We start from the raw sequence: 15183 nt of genomic DNA, 5'->3' as shown, positions 1-15183 counted from the left end.
GAAGGTTGAGCATCAATAAGATACACCGTACCATTCGCTAGGCCAACAACTATTTCTTTTTCTGCATCGTCATCAGTATTGGCAACAATAGGCGGACCATTGGCTGCATCACCAACAAATAATTCTCCGATCTTGTTCTCTCGTAGTATCTTTCCTTCTTTGTCGGTCTCAATCACAAATAACCATCCCTCAGGATGCTCAGGCGTGCCATACACACTAAAGAAAACCGTCTCAAGGTCATCATCACCGTCTATATCTGAAACTACAGAACGAGAAAACAGATCTTCAGTCCCGCCAACACGGAACAGAAAATCCAACTGCTCAACATCTTTCGAGTTTTGCATATCACCCTTCAATAACGTAAAACCAGTTCGCCTGTTGTCGTGCTGGTAGGTGGGCCAGTCAAGCTGGAATGCTGCAAGAATATCTAAACGTGGGAACCAAAGACCACTAGGCGGTCCATTATCCCTACTGTTGCTGGTATCATGGATAATCTTTCCAGATTCTTTCAATCGCTCTCTTATTTCTAAAGGTGATAACGTCCCTCTCGCTGCTTCTTGCAATAATAATATGGCGGCGGCTACATGAGGCGATGCCATAGAAGTACCACATTTTGACTCTCTGAAAAGACTATTCAAACCAGTGCTTTTAATATCACAACCGGGCGCCAAGAGATCAAGGATTTCATGCCGATTAGTATAACAAGAAACATTGTCTGGTTGGATAAATGAATCATGACAATTAGCCCCCTCCCAATCACCAATCAATGGTTTCCTTAAAAAAGTATCATCATACGTTGATCCAACTGAGATTGCTCCCGAACTGCATGCAGGAAACGTAATTCCATTAAGAGATCCATTATTACCTGATGAAGCTACAACGGGGATTCCAAGGTTATATGCTTGTCCTATCAAGAAACCGAGGTATTCATTATCACAATACTGAGATGACCCAAATATACCTACACCATTACTTAAAGTGATTACCTCCTTAGTAGGTGTGGTAATTTTATTCATACACCAACTTACAGCATCCTGAAGATCAGGGAATGTGCAAGTCATATCTTTGTTACATGCTTTAGCTACCAAAAGAGTAGCCTCAGGAGCTATTCCCTTTGTAAACCATCCATCAGCTGCTACTATTCCTGAAATATGTGTTCCATGCCCGTGATCATCTTGAGCAGCCCCTGGACCAAATTGACTAGGTAAACTATTTGGACAGCATCCTTTAATACCATCACCTAAACAAAAACAGGCTTCATCAACTATTTTTCCAGAGAAATGAGAATTATCTACATCAATACCAGTATCAATAATACAAGCAGTGGCACCTCTACCTTTATAGGCTAAGTTATCATTGATATAAGTTGACTTTATTACCTGTCTACTTTCTGCTAAGTGAAGATTTGTTGATCGTATTACATCTACCCTAGAAACACGACCGTCTGCACTTAAAATATTAGCGACGATAGACCGTGGAGAATATCTTTTTTGAATCATATTGAAACCATTATCCATAGATTGTAAGTCCACGATGACCTCATTCTGACTAATATTCTCATTTAAGAGAATCTCCACAAGAACAGAACCAGACTTACTGGTTGCATTAAATACATTATTATGTATCTGTGGTTTAGCGTAGCCTATTTGAACAAATAAAATAAAAAGGATTAATAAAAAGAATACTCTCAAATAAATCGCTTGATATAATTTCATTTGTTCTTTCTCCGATTTATTTCCTTAATGAAAAGCCAAATTACCATAAATATTAGCGACGATAGACCGTGGAGAATATCTTTTTTGAATCATATTGAAACCATTATCCATAGATTGTAAGTCCACGATGACCTCATTCTGACTAATATTCTCATTTAAGAGAATCTCCACAAGAACAGAACCAGACTTGTTGAGTTCTTTCAGTATCGCTTCATTAGTAAGCTCAAATAATTTTGGCATTCCAATTCCCAAAAGATCGTCACGTTTTTTTAATTCTTCAAATCCAACCCTACTAACAATAGCTTGGGCTGCAGTCCTTGAATAAGTAATATAGATTATCTTAAAATGTTCAGACGACAAGTTCAAACTTGCAACAAAATCCTCAGGTGTTATGTTCTTAACAAAGACTATATTAACTTTAATTCGGTCAGTTTGATTAAGCGCCTCTTCCACATCCGGCTCTACAAGTGGAACAGCAGTTACACGATTAATATTCAGTATGGTCAATAGCAATAAGTATATAACAAGCGTTGTAAAATAACATGTAGATTTCATCTCCTCTCACCTCTCTTTACTTCCACCTGAACAATATCATAGGCCTCAAACGGCATGTTACAGAACCGTCGGTGATCACAGAAATTGAAAGTAATGGATGCAATCTGTAGAGAAACATTATCATTCATGGTAAAGAAAGAAGGCTTGCTGGCATTGCTGTATTTTGGATCGTACAATCTCTTGGTGGGCACGCCGTTAATGCGGAAGAAACAAGCCTTGGTGTTACGATCACAGTACAACAAATCAATGACGTATTTTTGATTATTGATAATATAACCGCGCTTGGTATCCAGGCGTGCACCAATCTTCATGCTCGTTTTATCATACAAATCAAACTTTTTGTACGTCACATTCGTGAAGTTCTGACGCACGGTGAAGTACTCCTGGATAGAGGGGGTATGAATGGTTTGGTTGTGAACAGTTGTTGCAAAAGGAAGTTGAGAAGAACCTGGAGAAAACTGCGTTAAAATTGATGGAGCATCCAGAGCTGTCGTGAACAACAGACTACCAAGCAATACGCTTGCCACAATCAATAATAATATGCTTTCTTTCATAGTACAAACCCCCAAAGAGAACAAAAACACAATCTTCTTAATATGCTTTACTGTTCCATGAATGGAAACTTTCCGAATGCAGAGAGGTTTACATCAATTCGCGAGTGTTATTCGGCCGTTAACATCTTTGGGCACAAAAAGCCTTCCCGCTTGAGATCTTCGATAATAAAATAAGACCGTTTATCAATTATCGAGAACTGTTGCTCGACATGTTCGATAAACTCTTCAAGATCTTTCACCTGCTGAAAGATACCTTCAACCATAAAGTCATACCCATTGTTGATGCGATAGACTGCATTAACCGAAGGATGACTCAACAGAAAGATTTTGAGTAGTTCCTTATCTTCACGGCTAACTCGAAGATGGACATGTGCACGAGCATGATAGCCAAGTTTGTTGAAATCAAGTAAAGACGTGTACCGGAGAATGATCGTTTGTTCGTTCGACCGAATCCGATCAAACAAGGTTGAAACCGGAATTCTTGTTCTCCGGCTCATTTTGGTCAGCGGCATTCGTGCATTTTCTCTTAGTTGCGAAATAATCTCAACATCCTTTTGATCCATGCTATCACCCCACAAAATATTTCTTTCTATCGTAAATATTTTCTTTGTTGATATATATTCTCGGTTTAATTCCGATAAACCTTTTGGTTGATCATGCCAACAGCGTAAGGTTTATAAGAAAACAAGGTATTTCTTTCCTGAGGAGTATGTGTATACCATGCTATCCTCATTAGGGCATAACGACAAATCAACCAAGGATCTGATCATCGAGATCTTGAGTAAAGAATGGCCACTTACTTCTAAAAAGATCCATAATAAGATACGAAAAGAGTATGGAAAATCAGTGACGTATCAGGCTGTGTTTAAAGTTATCGATAGACTTACCAAAGAAGGAATCGTTAATAAGGAAAACCAACAGTATGCTTTAAACCTGGCTTGGCTTCACGAGTTAAATGAACGGATGACACAAATTGAAGAGACCTATCTTCAGAAGCAAGAACTTCCGCGTATCGAGGTTGGTTGTGGAAGTTCAGTAGAAAAGGATGCACGTGAAGCTGGTAAAGAAGCTGTGTTGAAAGCAATGCGATCTATTATTTTTTATAGAGAACAAATACAACTTGTTCTTGTCTTTGCTTCGGTAAAATATGAAGAACACTTTGCTGAAATGCTCGAGGGAATAAAAGAGGTAACGAAAACGACAAAGATTGTAGGGGGAACAACGGTTGGTGAGATCTGTGATCAAAGGCTTCATGGTAGTGTCAGTGTCAGTGTGATTGCTGCACCACCAGAACAGTTCAGCGCCGAGATTTTCGTTATTCACCGGCAAGATCTGTTTTCACAAAAAACTGAGCAGATGCTTGAAACAATTACCGAAAATAAACCATCATTTGGAATGATCTTAACCCCTGGTCCAGGCACATCAAATAATATGGAGAATATTGCGCCATCATTTATAGACCATATGCGAGAAAAACTCCCTTTTTTTCTGCTCGGCGGTGTTTGTGGTAGCGATTGGCAATTTCGACAGACATATCAGTTTGTTGGCGTAAATGTGTACAGTAATTGCATAGTTATGATTGTAGTTACAACAAAATTAAAATATTCTCTAGCGACAAAAACAGGATATATGCCCCTAAAAAAAGATAATGTGTATACGCTCAAAGTGGAGGAGGGTACAATAATTAGTGCCGCAAAAAATGATAAAAAGCAAATCTCTCCTATCAAAGGATTCTCTAAAGAGATGAAAATCTCTGAGCAAGAATTTCGAAAAAATGTTCCTCTTTTCATTAAGGAAATGATTAGTGAAAATAGATTAAAGCCATTAGGGGATGTTACTAACCCAACCCAATTAGGATGGATTGTTGATATTACTAAAAATGGTGGACTACGATGTAACCTCGATTTTAAGGATGGTACTCGTGTCCAGATTATGGACACAACTGTCCATCAATTGATTGAAAGTGCTCATGAAGTTATTCATAAGGCCTTAATGCAAACAGAGATACAAAAACCCGTACTTGTCTTACTTTTTCCCTGCGCTATATTTGAAGCTATTCTTTCAAAGAATAAGGAAGATGAAGTAAGAAAAGTCAAAGCCATGAATCATCTCCAGAAAACTCCTGTCTTTGGTATGTATACGAAAGGAGAGATTGGAAGATATGATGGAAAGCTTTCTTTTTGTAATGGTTCAGTCGTTTGTCTTATCTTAGGGGAGTAACCTATAGTCTCCATGATAGAAATCTATTTATAGTGTTTTCATATGAGAAATCGAGAATATCCAAAGGGTATTCTGAAAAAGAAGGTATAAAACGCAAAAAAAGGTGAGTCTATGGCTATTTTAAAAATATTGGGCGTCAAAGATGGCGTCTATAAACTACAGGCAGATGGTAAAGGGGTTTTTGAGTTAAACACCAAAACCAATAGAGTAGCCCCTGCTTTCAGTGGTGGTGAGGAGTTTTAATAGAGGATCTTCAGAGCTTAAATCTCTAAGGGTCTTGTTGTCATTTGAGAGTAACATTTAAATAGACTTCTTCGTTAGTTTTATTTATGTTTCCCTCGCTTGATGAAGTAACACGAAATATTTGGGCAGGACTTGAACAAGATCCAGAAATAAGTGTTCTTTTTACCAATCGCGAGCCGTTCCAATGGGGCTTTCGCGAGAGTTTATACCGATTTATACGAGCGGGTGCTCTTCAAGGAGCAAATCAAACAGCAGGCCGAAAGTTTTCTCAACAAGAACGTGAGGCTATCCACGACCTTGTTGCCCATGCCTATCTTCTAGAGCGGCGAGAAAGACATTTCAGGGGAAGAGATGACCAATCTTCAAACAGGTATCCTGTTACAGGTATACCCTTTCTCGAGAGAGTATTAGAGCGTATAGCCGACGAGGTATCTTCATCACTAGGATTACAAGCGTATAGAGAATATACCGTTCATCGCTTCCTAGAAAGGAGCAAAGACCTTGGTGATATACTTGATGACGCAACAAGGACGCTTGCTTCACACCTTAATATGGGGGTATCCGATAGCTCTTTAGCAGAGGGAACCTTGCAACACCCCGCATCATACTTTATTAGGGCACATCGTGAAATAATGCGTTTTGTGTCAGAAAGGATGGGCCTTAATCTTTACTTTAGAGCATTATCCAATAGCCCTGACGAACCAGTGGAAGAAGGGAATATCGATACCAATGGGCGATTTCTTGTCCCCTTAGCGTCATATTTAGAATGTGTTCCTCCAGAAGTCACCAGCGATGCAAATCTTCTCCAGTTATGGAAACAAGATCTTGCAGCTCAGGCGAGAATATTTCGTCAAAATAAAGCCATAGATTTCTATAGTCATGGCGATCGGTCTAATGTGTCTTACACTGCACCGATTATTACCGGAGATCTATTTGTTGTATTTCCCTCTTTACGCGATGTTGCAGCACAATTGGACAGAGTTGTTGCTGATCGCGAGGAACGAATGCAGGCCATGTTGGATGCTTATACTATTTATTTAATAGATAAGCAGCAAGGAAAGACTGGCAAGAATTTTGCAGGATATGTTACCCGGGTTACTGTTCCGATTACCGATCCCCAAGGACGTAATCTCGCAATGGCAGAGTTTACTGGTTTCCCTGATCATCCTGATAGAGAAATTGACCGAGAGTTTATGGTATTTTTTGATAGTCTTCGCGAAGAAGAGATACTACGACGAAGAAAATTACGAGAAGAAGCACTTGACATTCTCACTCACGAACAAATAGTAGCATTGCTTAGAGATTACCAAGGAACAAGGAACCCAAGAGAAATCCGTGAGTATGGTCTTCAAAAAGTATATGGAGTCCTTACGCCTGAACAAATTGGGTCAATTCTGCACCATCAAGATACAATTGCTGCAGCACGTACGACTTACGAGGATAGAGTACGATGGCAACGTTCACCCTACCGAACCAGCGAAGGAGGGCTTTTTCTTCCAGATGCAGCAGGAGATTATGCAATGGCTTATTTTTGTGAAACACCACACGCAGAGTTTATTGATCAAGTATCAGTTATCATGAGTTTGATGGATAATGTTGCTGGAGTATATCATAATACTAAAGTGTTGAGAGATCATCTAGAAACACAGAGAGCTTTGGAAGCAGCGCGAGTAGATTTAGTAACAGCAGAGGCTGAGGCAGCGAAACTATTAATCGCTGCAGGTGTTGCTCATACGGCTAAGACTCCTCTGACAACTTTGGTTGCGAATTCTTCTATGTTACCTCAGAATCTCCGAGTATTACTAGACTCAGACCAACGAGCAAGGGAAATAGGACTAACCGATGATGATTTTGAACGGTACCGTTGTTATCGTAATAGAAGCATCGATTACGCATTGGGTGAACAAGTTAGATCTCTTGATGAAGTCAGACAAGTAGCTAGTGAATTAAGAGAAGTTATGGCGGGTTGTCATAGTGGAGCAGCAAGATCAAGTTCCGACAAGTACGCCAAAATGGGATTTACATCAATAGAACTAACTGAATACCTTGCTCATTTTCGAAGATACAACTTAAACACCTTATTAGAAATAATGTATACTATTTTTGATACCTTTTCTATGGCAACTGATAACAGAAGAAGTTCTGTCAAACTCAATCAGATTATGGAATCCCTAGCAACTTATTCCTTTAGAGGAACTAACCCGGAACAGGGTGTAAGGCTTGATGATTGTGTCAATCATGCTCTCGTTCTTACTAGGCATTTAAAGGTAGAGAACGTTGATTTAAGACTTGACTTGAAGAAAACACCACCAATGACATGCTACCCTGGAGAATTACAAGAAGCTATTGTCAATCTAATTGTTAACTCAGTACAAGCCTTAGAAGAAAAAGGACCACTTGGAAAAGAGAGTTATATTCATCTTGAAAGCTACGAGAGAGATGGTTATAATTGCTTTAGAATTACAAATAATGGGCCGTCGATACCTGAAGAAAACAGAGGCAACGTTTTCGAGCCATTTTTTACAACAAAGCCAAGAGGGAGAGGTAGTGGATTAGGTTTATACATTTGTAGAGACATAGTTGAACGCCGTCACCATGGCAAAATGGCCGTCTATTCAGACAATAAGGAAACATCTTTTGAAATGAGATTGCCACGAGATTTACGATAAGATTTATATACTTTAAGCTACTATTTAGTAGATAAAATATTATCTGACTAACCAGAGGAGAAAAAAATTATGGAAAAACCATTTATCCTTCTAGCTGATGATGACCCAACGACGGTTAGTGCTATACGAAGGCGCCTTGAGAGCGATGGTTTTTCCGATATTTTTAATTTGGAAGATTTTCAAGGCGGAAACAGTATTTTAGCATACCTAGCCATGCTTGCCCAGAGAAAAGAAATGCCTGCAGTTCTTGTTTTAGACCAAATTATGCCAGACAAAACAGGAGTTCAAGTGATGCAGGAAGTATATGCTATGGTAGAGGCTGGCGCATTCGCCCGTCCTAAAACTATTCTCTTAACAGGACAAGCATCTCAGCCTGACCTTGAACAAGCTATCCAACTTGGGGTAAACGATTTTATCAAAAAGGGTCATGAAGCCGATTTGGTTCCGAAGGTAAGAAAAGCAGCAAAACAATATATCCATGACAATTGGTTAGACCTTGCCTTTGTGTTTAGTATCGTCAATTCAGACCCTCACAAAATGGAAGCTTTTTTTGAAGGAAGGTACCATGTCTGGCAACAGGAAGGATGGATTGATCAGAACAAAACCTGGCTTGATATAGATGGATATGATTTCCATTCTCGGGTATTAGCTGCATTTGAAACAAGAATTGGAGAAAGTAATTATGCAGGTGGCCTGAGAACAACTAACCCTATCCAAACTATACCCGAGGAACAAAGAAGGATTATTGAAATAATTATGAAAAAAAGGGGGTATGCTCTTTCTGATGCAAATGGTAGAGTTGCGAAAGAAGAAGTCCGTTTAGATGTAAAAAGGACATATGATATTGATACACTTGTTAACATGCAATTAACTTTACTACTGGAAGAACTTGGCGTTCCTTTTGCCGATCTTTTGAAGGGTCAAATTGGCCCAAAAGCTGAAATCACCGATGGTAAGGTAGCCGTTTACAATACTACAACGCGTGAAAGGCCCTGTCAATTACCCATTGAACGAGTGCATGATAAAGAAGGAGAATTAACTGCTTATCGGGCTGCTTTATTAGTAGGAGATCCCTCTCGAACTTTTGAAGAAATTGGTAGATTAGGTGTACTTGCTCGATATCGTGGTGGCTACCATGGAAATAATGTCAACGAACGATTACATCAAGAGGCATTAGCTTACTTACTTGTACGAGGAGTAAGTGATGCCTTGATTTGTTGTGATCCAAGACATTGGAAACACTTCTATAGACGTTTAGGTTTTCAACCAGTGCCTGGAGCAAAACAGGAAGAATATTACAAGATAAATGCACCATCAATGGCTTATCGACTTGATTTAGGAGAATTAAGAACGGGAGGAGAGTCTGTAGATCCTCAAAAAAGAGAAAATATTTTAGTTTATGAAACAAAATTAAAACAGCAGAAAGAAAGGGATGGAGATCAACAGATCTCATGCATGTGTCCTCACCTTCAAGATTGCCTGAAAAGCGGGTACCTTTCTCCAGTATCTCAACCATTAGATTACCACTGTCCATTACGAGCTCAACGATTTTTAGAAAACAAAACTGAATAAAGGAGCATGTATACTCTTGGATTTTTTTGGGGGTAGATTCAATGGCTTTAATTGATGCCTTAAGCGAGATAAGCTCTTTTCTTGGCCAAGATTCTGTAGTTACAGAAGCAAGAGTTTTGGAAAGACAAACTTCTAACACCCTTGGTTTAGAGAGAAGAGTTGAGGCAGTAGTAAAGCCAAGAACAACTGCTGACGTCCAAAATATAGTGAGAATTGCAAATAGGTATAGGGTAACATTATATCCATTCAGTCGTGGAAGAAATATAGGATATGGAGAGAAAGCACCACCACGGAATGTTGCATTTTTAGTTGATTTAAGTGGATTGAATGCAATCAGATCATATGATCATACACTAGGGACTGTTGTTATTGAACCGGGTGTGACACAGGGAGATCTATCAGCTTATTTATCAAATCAGGGAGATAAATGGATTACTGATGTTACGGGAGCTGGAACAAAATCAAGTATCGTTGGTAACACCTTAGAAGGAGGATTTGGGCATACCCCCTTAGGAAATAGAAGAAAAAACGTAGCTGGATTGGAGGTAGTTCTTGGTACTGGGGATCTATTTTACCCTGGGAAATTCCCAGGTATCGGACCAGATCTGAATGGAATTTTCGTTCAAAGTAATTTTGGGATAGTAACCGCTGCCTCTTTGAGGTTGTATCGAAGACCTGAATGTTACAATTCATTTAGATTAACCGTTCCTAAAGAAGAAGATTTAGTTGAACTCGTAGAGACATTGAGAGACTTAAGACAACGAAGTATTACTAATAGTCTTGTGCATATAGCAGATCCAATGAGGATGGTAGTTACAACAGGAAGAGTCCCTCCAGGATATGAGACAAGAAGACTAGGACCTTACGAAGCATCTGAAATGTTATCTGCTCAATTTAATGAAAGACTCTACTGGACTGCTGTCGGTGGCCTCTACGGAACATCAGAAGAAGTAAGCATCAAAAGAAGAATACTTGCCGAATCAATAAGAAGAATTGGAGGACATGCAATGTTTTTTAGTGATGAGAGAATTGATTTCATGGAAAGAGTTGGGTCTATTTTTGCAAGGCTTCATGCAAGTAGCATACTTGAACACATGGCCTGCAGATCACCAATACTAGAAGATTATTTAAGGAGTCTTGTAGGTTACTTAAGAACTGCTGAAGGATTACAAAGAACGATGAGAACTTACAGAAGTATTCATAACCTCATGAATGGTGTTCCATCTGACATGCCAGAAGAAAATATTCTTTGGAGAAACGGCAATCATGAAGACAATGGCCTCATCTGGATATCCCCAACATTTCCATCTTTGGGAGAAACTGCAAAAAAAGTGTATGATCTTGGGCAGAAAATTTTTCGAAGATACGATTTTGAAATGCCGTTAACCATAACCTTAGTTGAACCAGATCAATGTGTTGGCATTATTAGTTTGCATTTCAATAAAAATGACCCAGAAGAGAGAGAAAGAGCTTATCAATTATATCATGAAGTACTTGATACTTTTTCTAGAAACGGTATTTTCACGTATCGATCAAGCATTTTAGAAATGGATCCATCTAATTTTCAAAACCCAGAGCGATGGGATACTTTTGAAAGAATTAAAGTCGCACTAGACCCTAACAGAGTCATATCACCCGGAAGGTATGGTATCTAAATCAGCCTAAATTTAGGTATGGTTCAATCTTTGCACCTAGTTCCTTAAAACTAGACAAATTCTCCGGGGTTTGCTCTTTTACGAGTGGATCATTTTTGTCCCAATGTTTAACAGGCTTTGTTACAAACTCACAAAAAGGTTTACCCGAGCCAACACATTTCGTTTCTATAGTTAACGTTGGTTCCTTAATAAGTTCTTCAACAAAAGTTGAAACAATTCCTCTTACAAAATAGTCAACACCTGATTTTCTGTTTCCAAAAAATCGTTTATATTCTTCAGCAATATTGGATTTAACCTTAGCAACAAAATATTTTTTGTTGAAATCAACCATAGTCCACTCAAAAGAGCCTAAACCAATAACATCCCCTTGACCAGTATTAAAAAGTAAAAGCTCTTTTTTATCGTGTAGCGTTTCTGCATATCCAAAATTTTTACTGATAATTTCAAAGGCTTGTTTACCTTGAAATCTGCCAGAGTGGTAAAATAAGCTCATGGTTTTTTTCTCTCCTAATTCTTTTTCCATAAGCCTAACTAAATAAACTGAAACGTAGAGTGGGCTTAAAGTGCCAGGTACACCCCAAAGAAACAATTTTCCATCTCGATGCTGAAATGCTTTAAACCCTAATACCTTCTGAAGTATTTTTGGGGGTGCTTTGAAAGCCATCTTATTCACCTCATGTGATTTTATGAACTACTAATCCATGTTTACTAACCTCTAAAGGGTGAATATCCTCATCGTTCTTTGTTTGTCTCATTTTTCTGACAAGAAGACTTCGTGAATATTCTCCACCCATACTTTCAAAAGTAACAAGAACAACTCCATCACAAAGAAATTCTGAAATGGTATCGCGGGAAAGATACGCACTCTCTTTCGAAGTTTCTGAGATAAGAACTGTTGTTGTATTAGGTAACTTTCTCAAATCATCAATAAAACCATAAATAAATCTTTTGACGACAAGATCACCGATAACTGGTGGAGAAAAAAAAGTAGAATTTTCTACTACCTCCGCTATTGCTAAATCACTAGTTACTGAATAGATCGGTGCATTAATAGATAACGTTGACAGAGAGTCAATAACCATTCTTTCTATCTTCTCTTTTTCGCAAAGTCTAATAACCTCTTGCGCAGTATCTTTCTTGATATCTCGTGCAGGAATGCTTAAAATCTTCAACAATCCTTTTTTCTCTAATGTTTTCAAATCCCACCCGAACTGCTTTGCTTGATTTTGAATATCTATAACGGGCTGTTCAAAACTTACGTACAACCCTTTTTCTTTGTACAATTGTGCTCCGTTGTAAAGGAACTGTAACCCAAAGATGGTTTTACCTGTTCCCGGTGAACCGGTATACAAAATTGAATTTCCTTTGGGAAAACCTCCTTGAATAAGTTCATCAAAACCTTTTATACCTGTTTTAACGCGTGTCATCTTTTCACCTCATCTTAACATCATCATTTTATTTCAAATACACAGTATAAGTTTCCCATTGACTTACACTTTTTTTCAATACAATTTACCTCTCGCTTTAGAAGGTAAGAAAAAAAACCAGCTAAAAGGCCTGCCGTGATGGTACAGACTGTCTTATCACTCTGTTTTTTTATGTTTGCCAATGTTGATTGTACTACACGAACAGTTGCTTTTTCTTTCTTTAAAAGTTCAATTTCTAGGATACCTAAGCCATAGGTATCAAAAACCATTTTGATATGGCCAAGGAGATCTCCATGTCCAGAATCAAGAATTTTGGTATAATATTTGGCGTCTTCAAGCCCTATCTTTTTCGCAAGATCATATACCAATCCTTCATCAATGCTTTGTAACCCCCTCAAAAATTCAGAAGACAACATGACCTGCTCTTTGCCGAGCAGATTGATCTTTCCGTTAACCATGGAAAACTGCCGCACAAAAAGCAGTTTTTTTAAAAATCCTGATAGCATAGTACCGGTCTCTTTTTCTCTTCTACCACTCTGAGTAGTGAATCTTTATAAATATTTCTTAAGAATACTCTTTTTGCCATGATCATTGTATAGAATAGACGAAATTCAAAACCGGCCTAATCATAAACTCGTGGACGTTTATCAATCTTTGATATGAGAATGATCTGCTCTTGCTCTTTGATTTTGTATAATGCGCGATAAGCTCCAATTCGGTATCGAAATATTTTCTCACCCATCTCGTCTCTGCCAATGAATTTCGCATCGCTTGGTATAGGGTTATCCTTTAGTTTTTTAAGCCGCTCTTCTATTCGTAATCGCAAATGATTATCTAATTTATCAATAAATTTCTCTGCTCGGGTAGATACGTCAACATGATACAAGTTAGACTATAACCTCTTCGTTCTCCCCTTTTTGAGGTCTTCTTCTGCCTCTCGTAAAGCTTCCAAGTCATCGCCGGTAAGGATAATATCAGGGTCTATCAGGTGTGTTTTGATGTAATCAAGTTCTTCTTTAATACTATCTAATTTGTTGAGGATAAGTCTTGTTTCTTCCATAATCTCTATGATATACAGGCTGCTTTATATAATTTTCTATCTGGGGCAGATTTTGTATTACTCACAAGGGCAAAAACACGCTCGTTGGCAGAATAATCATCTTCCAAAGGTACAAATATTTTGGTAGTGACTATCAAAAAAATAGAGTTTTTTGACAGTTTACTATCAATGATGAACTATAGCTAACCGCTCAAAGCTCCACAAGAGCATAGTAAAGATCCATAACTATTATATAATGGCAATGCATAAAAGGAGTATTGAGAGGCACTCCTAACTCTTCGGTGAATAACATGGACGAAACAAATAAAGATCCACGAAAGGAAGATCCCCTTTATGAACTAGGGGATCCGCTTGCAACGAATAAACCAAGGAAAAGGAGGCTTGCAGGTATTGTTGCTACTCTTCTTGTTTTGGGAGCAAGCGCTGTGGCTGGATACGGGGGGTTTATCGAATACCGAAAACTTCAGCAAAATGACCGTGATCATCAGGAACATATTACGAGACTTGAGACAGAAGTGGATTCTCTGCGGGCTGTTGTCAATACCTATTTTCCCTCAATTGAGCGTGAACAGCCACCAGATCTTGGTTCACTTGATGATGTAGTGTTAGGAAGAATCTATAGAGGAGATGGAGAGAATACACAACTTACGTGGTCGAAAAATAAAACAGATGCTCGATCAATCCGTGCAGAACCGGGAGAGATTCGTGATGGATTATGGTATGTACCACTGAGCGTCGATAGAGATAGGGGTAGAGTAGTGTTAAGGACATCACAAGAAAACCTTGATGACCTTTACTTCAGGCTTATTCTCCCAGGGAATGATATCGTCTATGTCTTACCTAATCAAGAGCAGCGTATTGTTCTTGAAAAGATCGATAAAGAGAAGAGAGGTAACGGAGAAGTTCCTTTTCAGTATCAACTTGTCCGTTACCATGGCCAAGAAAATGGTGAACTAGATCTCACGGTCCTTGCTTCAGGAAACAATGGGATTTTCGTGGTTGATATCCAAGATAATGCACCCAAACCGGGAGGAGAACGAATAAGTATACCACAATACCATAGGGAAATACCACCAGCACCTGCACTAGCCTCTGTTCCTCTCTCCACGTATTATGAGGATGGCCCCTTACTATCAACAGTAGTGTCTCCAAGTAATCCACTGCAACCGGTCTCATTGGTACCTCACGAACTCTATTCTCCTGAAAGAGAGCAACCTTATCGTATCCCTAAAGGGGATGTACCAACCCAAGGGCATACACTGCAACCCTTACCACAAGACCATTTCATAGCGTATGAACCAGCATTAAAGCCTCGTGAACCAATGTTGTCAGTTGCATCACTTGAAACAAGAATTAGCCCGCCTACTCAGGTCATACCTGCAGTATATACACCACAACAGAGCATATTACACACGCAACCAATTTCTCAATCGTCCCCTAACACCGGTGGGATAACCGCTGCATTTGGACTAGGATATCTTACCCTTCTTTTGTTTTTGTTGTAGATATAACT

14 protein-coding genes are annotated in these 15183 nt (G+C 38.8%); 5 read left to right on the top strand and 9 right to left on the bottom strand.

The genetic code is table 11. The features are described 5' to 3' along the window. The 4 genes from HYW21_07695 to HYW21_07680 all read right to left on the bottom strand — a co-directional run. Nucleotides 1-1715: S8 family serine peptidase (locus HYW21_07695; protein MBI2549205.1), on the bottom strand; the 1715-nt coding region annotated here is incomplete at its 3' end. A 24-nt stretch (nucleotides 1716-1739) separates the two neighbouring features. Further along, the gene (locus HYW21_07690) at nucleotides 1740-2270 is read right to left on the bottom strand and encodes a hypothetical protein (protein ID MBI2549204.1); all 531 of its coding nucleotides are present in this window, start codon (nucleotides 2268-2270) and stop codon (nucleotides 1740-1742) included. After that, nucleotides 2267-2824, bottom strand: coding sequence for a hypothetical protein (locus HYW21_07685; GenBank protein ID MBI2549203.1), 558 nt, complete (start codon nucleotides 2822-2824; stop codon nucleotides 2267-2269). Before HYW21_07685 ends, HYW21_07690 begins: the two co-directional genes overlap by 4 nt. A gap of 107 nt (nucleotides 2825-2931) precedes the next feature. Continuing rightward, the gene (locus HYW21_07680) at nucleotides 2932-3387 is read right to left on the bottom strand and encodes an Lrp/AsnC family transcriptional regulator (GenBank protein ID MBI2549202.1); all 456 of its coding nucleotides are present in this window, start codon (nucleotides 3385-3387) and stop codon (nucleotides 2932-2934) included. A gap of 157 nt (nucleotides 3388-3544) precedes the next feature. Between HYW21_07680 and HYW21_07675 the strand changes: the two genes are divergently transcribed. The 4 genes from HYW21_07675 to HYW21_07660 all read left to right on the top strand — a co-directional run bounded on the left by HYW21_07675 (nucleotide 3545) and on the right by HYW21_07660 (nucleotide 11183). Then, a complete protein-coding gene (locus HYW21_07675; protein ID MBI2549201.1) occupies nucleotides 3545-5044 on the top strand; it encodes an FIST C-terminal domain-containing protein in 1500 nt (499 codons plus the stop codon). A gap of 329 nt (nucleotides 5045-5373) precedes the next feature. Beyond that, the gene (locus HYW21_07670; GenBank protein MBI2549200.1) at nucleotides 5374-7956 is read left to right on the top strand and encodes a HAMP domain-containing histidine kinase; all 2583 of its coding nucleotides are present in this window, start codon (nucleotides 5374-5376) and stop codon (nucleotides 7954-7956) included. A gap of 69 nt (nucleotides 7957-8025) precedes the next feature. Then, the gene (locus tag HYW21_07665) at nucleotides 8026-9528 is read left to right on the top strand and encodes a response regulator (GenBank protein MBI2549199.1); all 1503 of its coding nucleotides are present in this window, start codon (nucleotides 8026-8028) and stop codon (nucleotides 9526-9528) included. A 41-nt stretch (nucleotides 9529-9569) separates the two neighbouring features. Beyond that, on the top strand, nucleotides 9570-11183 hold the full coding sequence (locus HYW21_07660) for an FAD-binding oxidoreductase (protein MBI2549198.1): 1614 nt from the start codon (nucleotides 9570-9572) through the stop codon (nucleotides 11181-11183). 1 nt (nucleotide 11184) lies between these two features. Here the strand turns inward: HYW21_07660 and HYW21_07655 are convergent, their stop codons facing one another. From HYW21_07655 to HYW21_07635, 5 genes are all read right to left on the bottom strand, one after another. Then, complete coding sequence (locus HYW21_07655) at nucleotides 11185-11847, bottom strand: hypothetical protein (GenBank protein ID MBI2549197.1); 663 nt, start codon at nucleotides 11845-11847, stop codon at nucleotides 11185-11187. Nucleotides 11848-11857: 10 nt separating this feature from the next. Beyond that, the gene (locus HYW21_07650; protein ID MBI2549196.1) at nucleotides 11858-12610 is read right to left on the bottom strand and encodes an AAA family ATPase; all 753 of its coding nucleotides are present in this window, start codon (nucleotides 12608-12610) and stop codon (nucleotides 11858-11860) included. A 23-nt stretch (nucleotides 12611-12633) separates the two neighbouring features. Beyond that, nucleotides 12634-13068: a hypothetical protein gene (locus tag HYW21_07645; protein ID MBI2549195.1), complete on the bottom strand. Its 435-nt coding sequence runs from the start codon at nucleotides 13066-13068 to the stop codon at nucleotides 12634-12636. A gap of 164 nt (nucleotides 13069-13232) precedes the next feature. Next, the gene (locus HYW21_07640; protein MBI2549194.1) at nucleotides 13233-13496 is read right to left on the bottom strand and encodes a type II toxin-antitoxin system RelE/ParE family toxin; all 264 of its coding nucleotides are present in this window, start codon (nucleotides 13494-13496) and stop codon (nucleotides 13233-13235) included. Between the two features lie 6 nt (nucleotides 13497-13502). Then, a complete protein-coding gene (locus HYW21_07635) occupies nucleotides 13503-13670 on the bottom strand; it encodes a hypothetical protein (protein MBI2549193.1) in 168 nt (55 codons plus the stop codon). Between the two features lie 290 nt (nucleotides 13671-13960). Between HYW21_07635 and HYW21_07630 the strand changes: the two genes are divergently transcribed. Continuing rightward, nucleotides 13961-15175 (top strand): hypothetical protein, encoded by a 1215-nt coding sequence (locus tag HYW21_07630; GenBank protein ID MBI2549192.1) that lies wholly within the window; start codon nucleotides 13961-13963, stop codon nucleotides 15173-15175. The last annotated feature ends 8 nt before the right edge of the window (nucleotides 15176-15183 follow it).

Source organism: Candidatus Woesearchaeota archaeon, assembly GCA_016187565.1.
Taxonomy (GTDB): domain Archaea; phylum Nanobdellota; class Nanobdellia; order Woesearchaeales; family JACPJR01; genus JACPJR01.
This window is presented reverse-complemented; position numbering and strand designations above follow the sequence as displayed.

Bases quoted from the DNA above. Each gene is read 5' to 3' on its own strand.
- HYW21_07650 (MBI2549196.1), bottom strand. From the start codon at position 12,610: ATGACACGCGTTAAAACAGGTATAAAAGGTTTTGATGAACTTATTCAA.
- HYW21_07685 (MBI2549203.1), bottom strand. From the start codon at position 2,824: ATGAAAGAAAGCATATTATTATTGATTGTGGCAAGCGTATTGCTTGGT.
- HYW21_07690 (MBI2549204.1), bottom strand. From the start codon at position 2,270: ATGAAATCTACATGTTATTTTACAACGCTTGTTATATACTTATTGCTA.
- HYW21_07655 (MBI2549197.1), bottom strand. From the start codon at position 11,847: ATGGCTTTCAAAGCACCCCCAAAAATACTTCAGAAGGTATTAGGGTTT.
- HYW21_07645 (MBI2549195.1), bottom strand. From the start codon at position 13,068: ATGGTTAACGGAAAGATCAATCTGCTCGGCAAAGAGCAGGTCATGTTG.
- HYW21_07675 (MBI2549201.1), top strand. From the start codon at position 3,545: ATGCTATCCTCATTAGGGCATAACGACAAATCAACCAAGGATCTGATC.
- HYW21_07670 (MBI2549200.1), top strand. From the start codon at position 5,374: ATGTTTCCCTCGCTTGATGAAGTAACACGAAATATTTGGGCAGGACTT.
- HYW21_07630 (MBI2549192.1), top strand. From the start codon at position 13,961: ATGGACGAAACAAATAAAGATCCACGAAAGGAAGATCCCCTTTATGAA.
- HYW21_07680 (MBI2549202.1), bottom strand. From the start codon at position 3,387: ATGGATCAAAAGGATGTTGAGATTATTTCGCAACTAAGAGAAAATGCA.
- HYW21_07635 (MBI2549193.1), bottom strand. From the start codon at position 13,670: ATGGAAGAAACAAGACTTATCCTCAACAAATTAGATAGTATTAAAGAA.
- HYW21_07660 (MBI2549198.1), top strand. From the start codon at position 9,570: ATGGCTTTAATTGATGCCTTAAGCGAGATAAGCTCTTTTCTTGGCCAA.
- HYW21_07665 (MBI2549199.1), top strand. From the start codon at position 8,026: ATGGAAAAACCATTTATCCTTCTAGCTGATGATGACCCAACGACGGTT.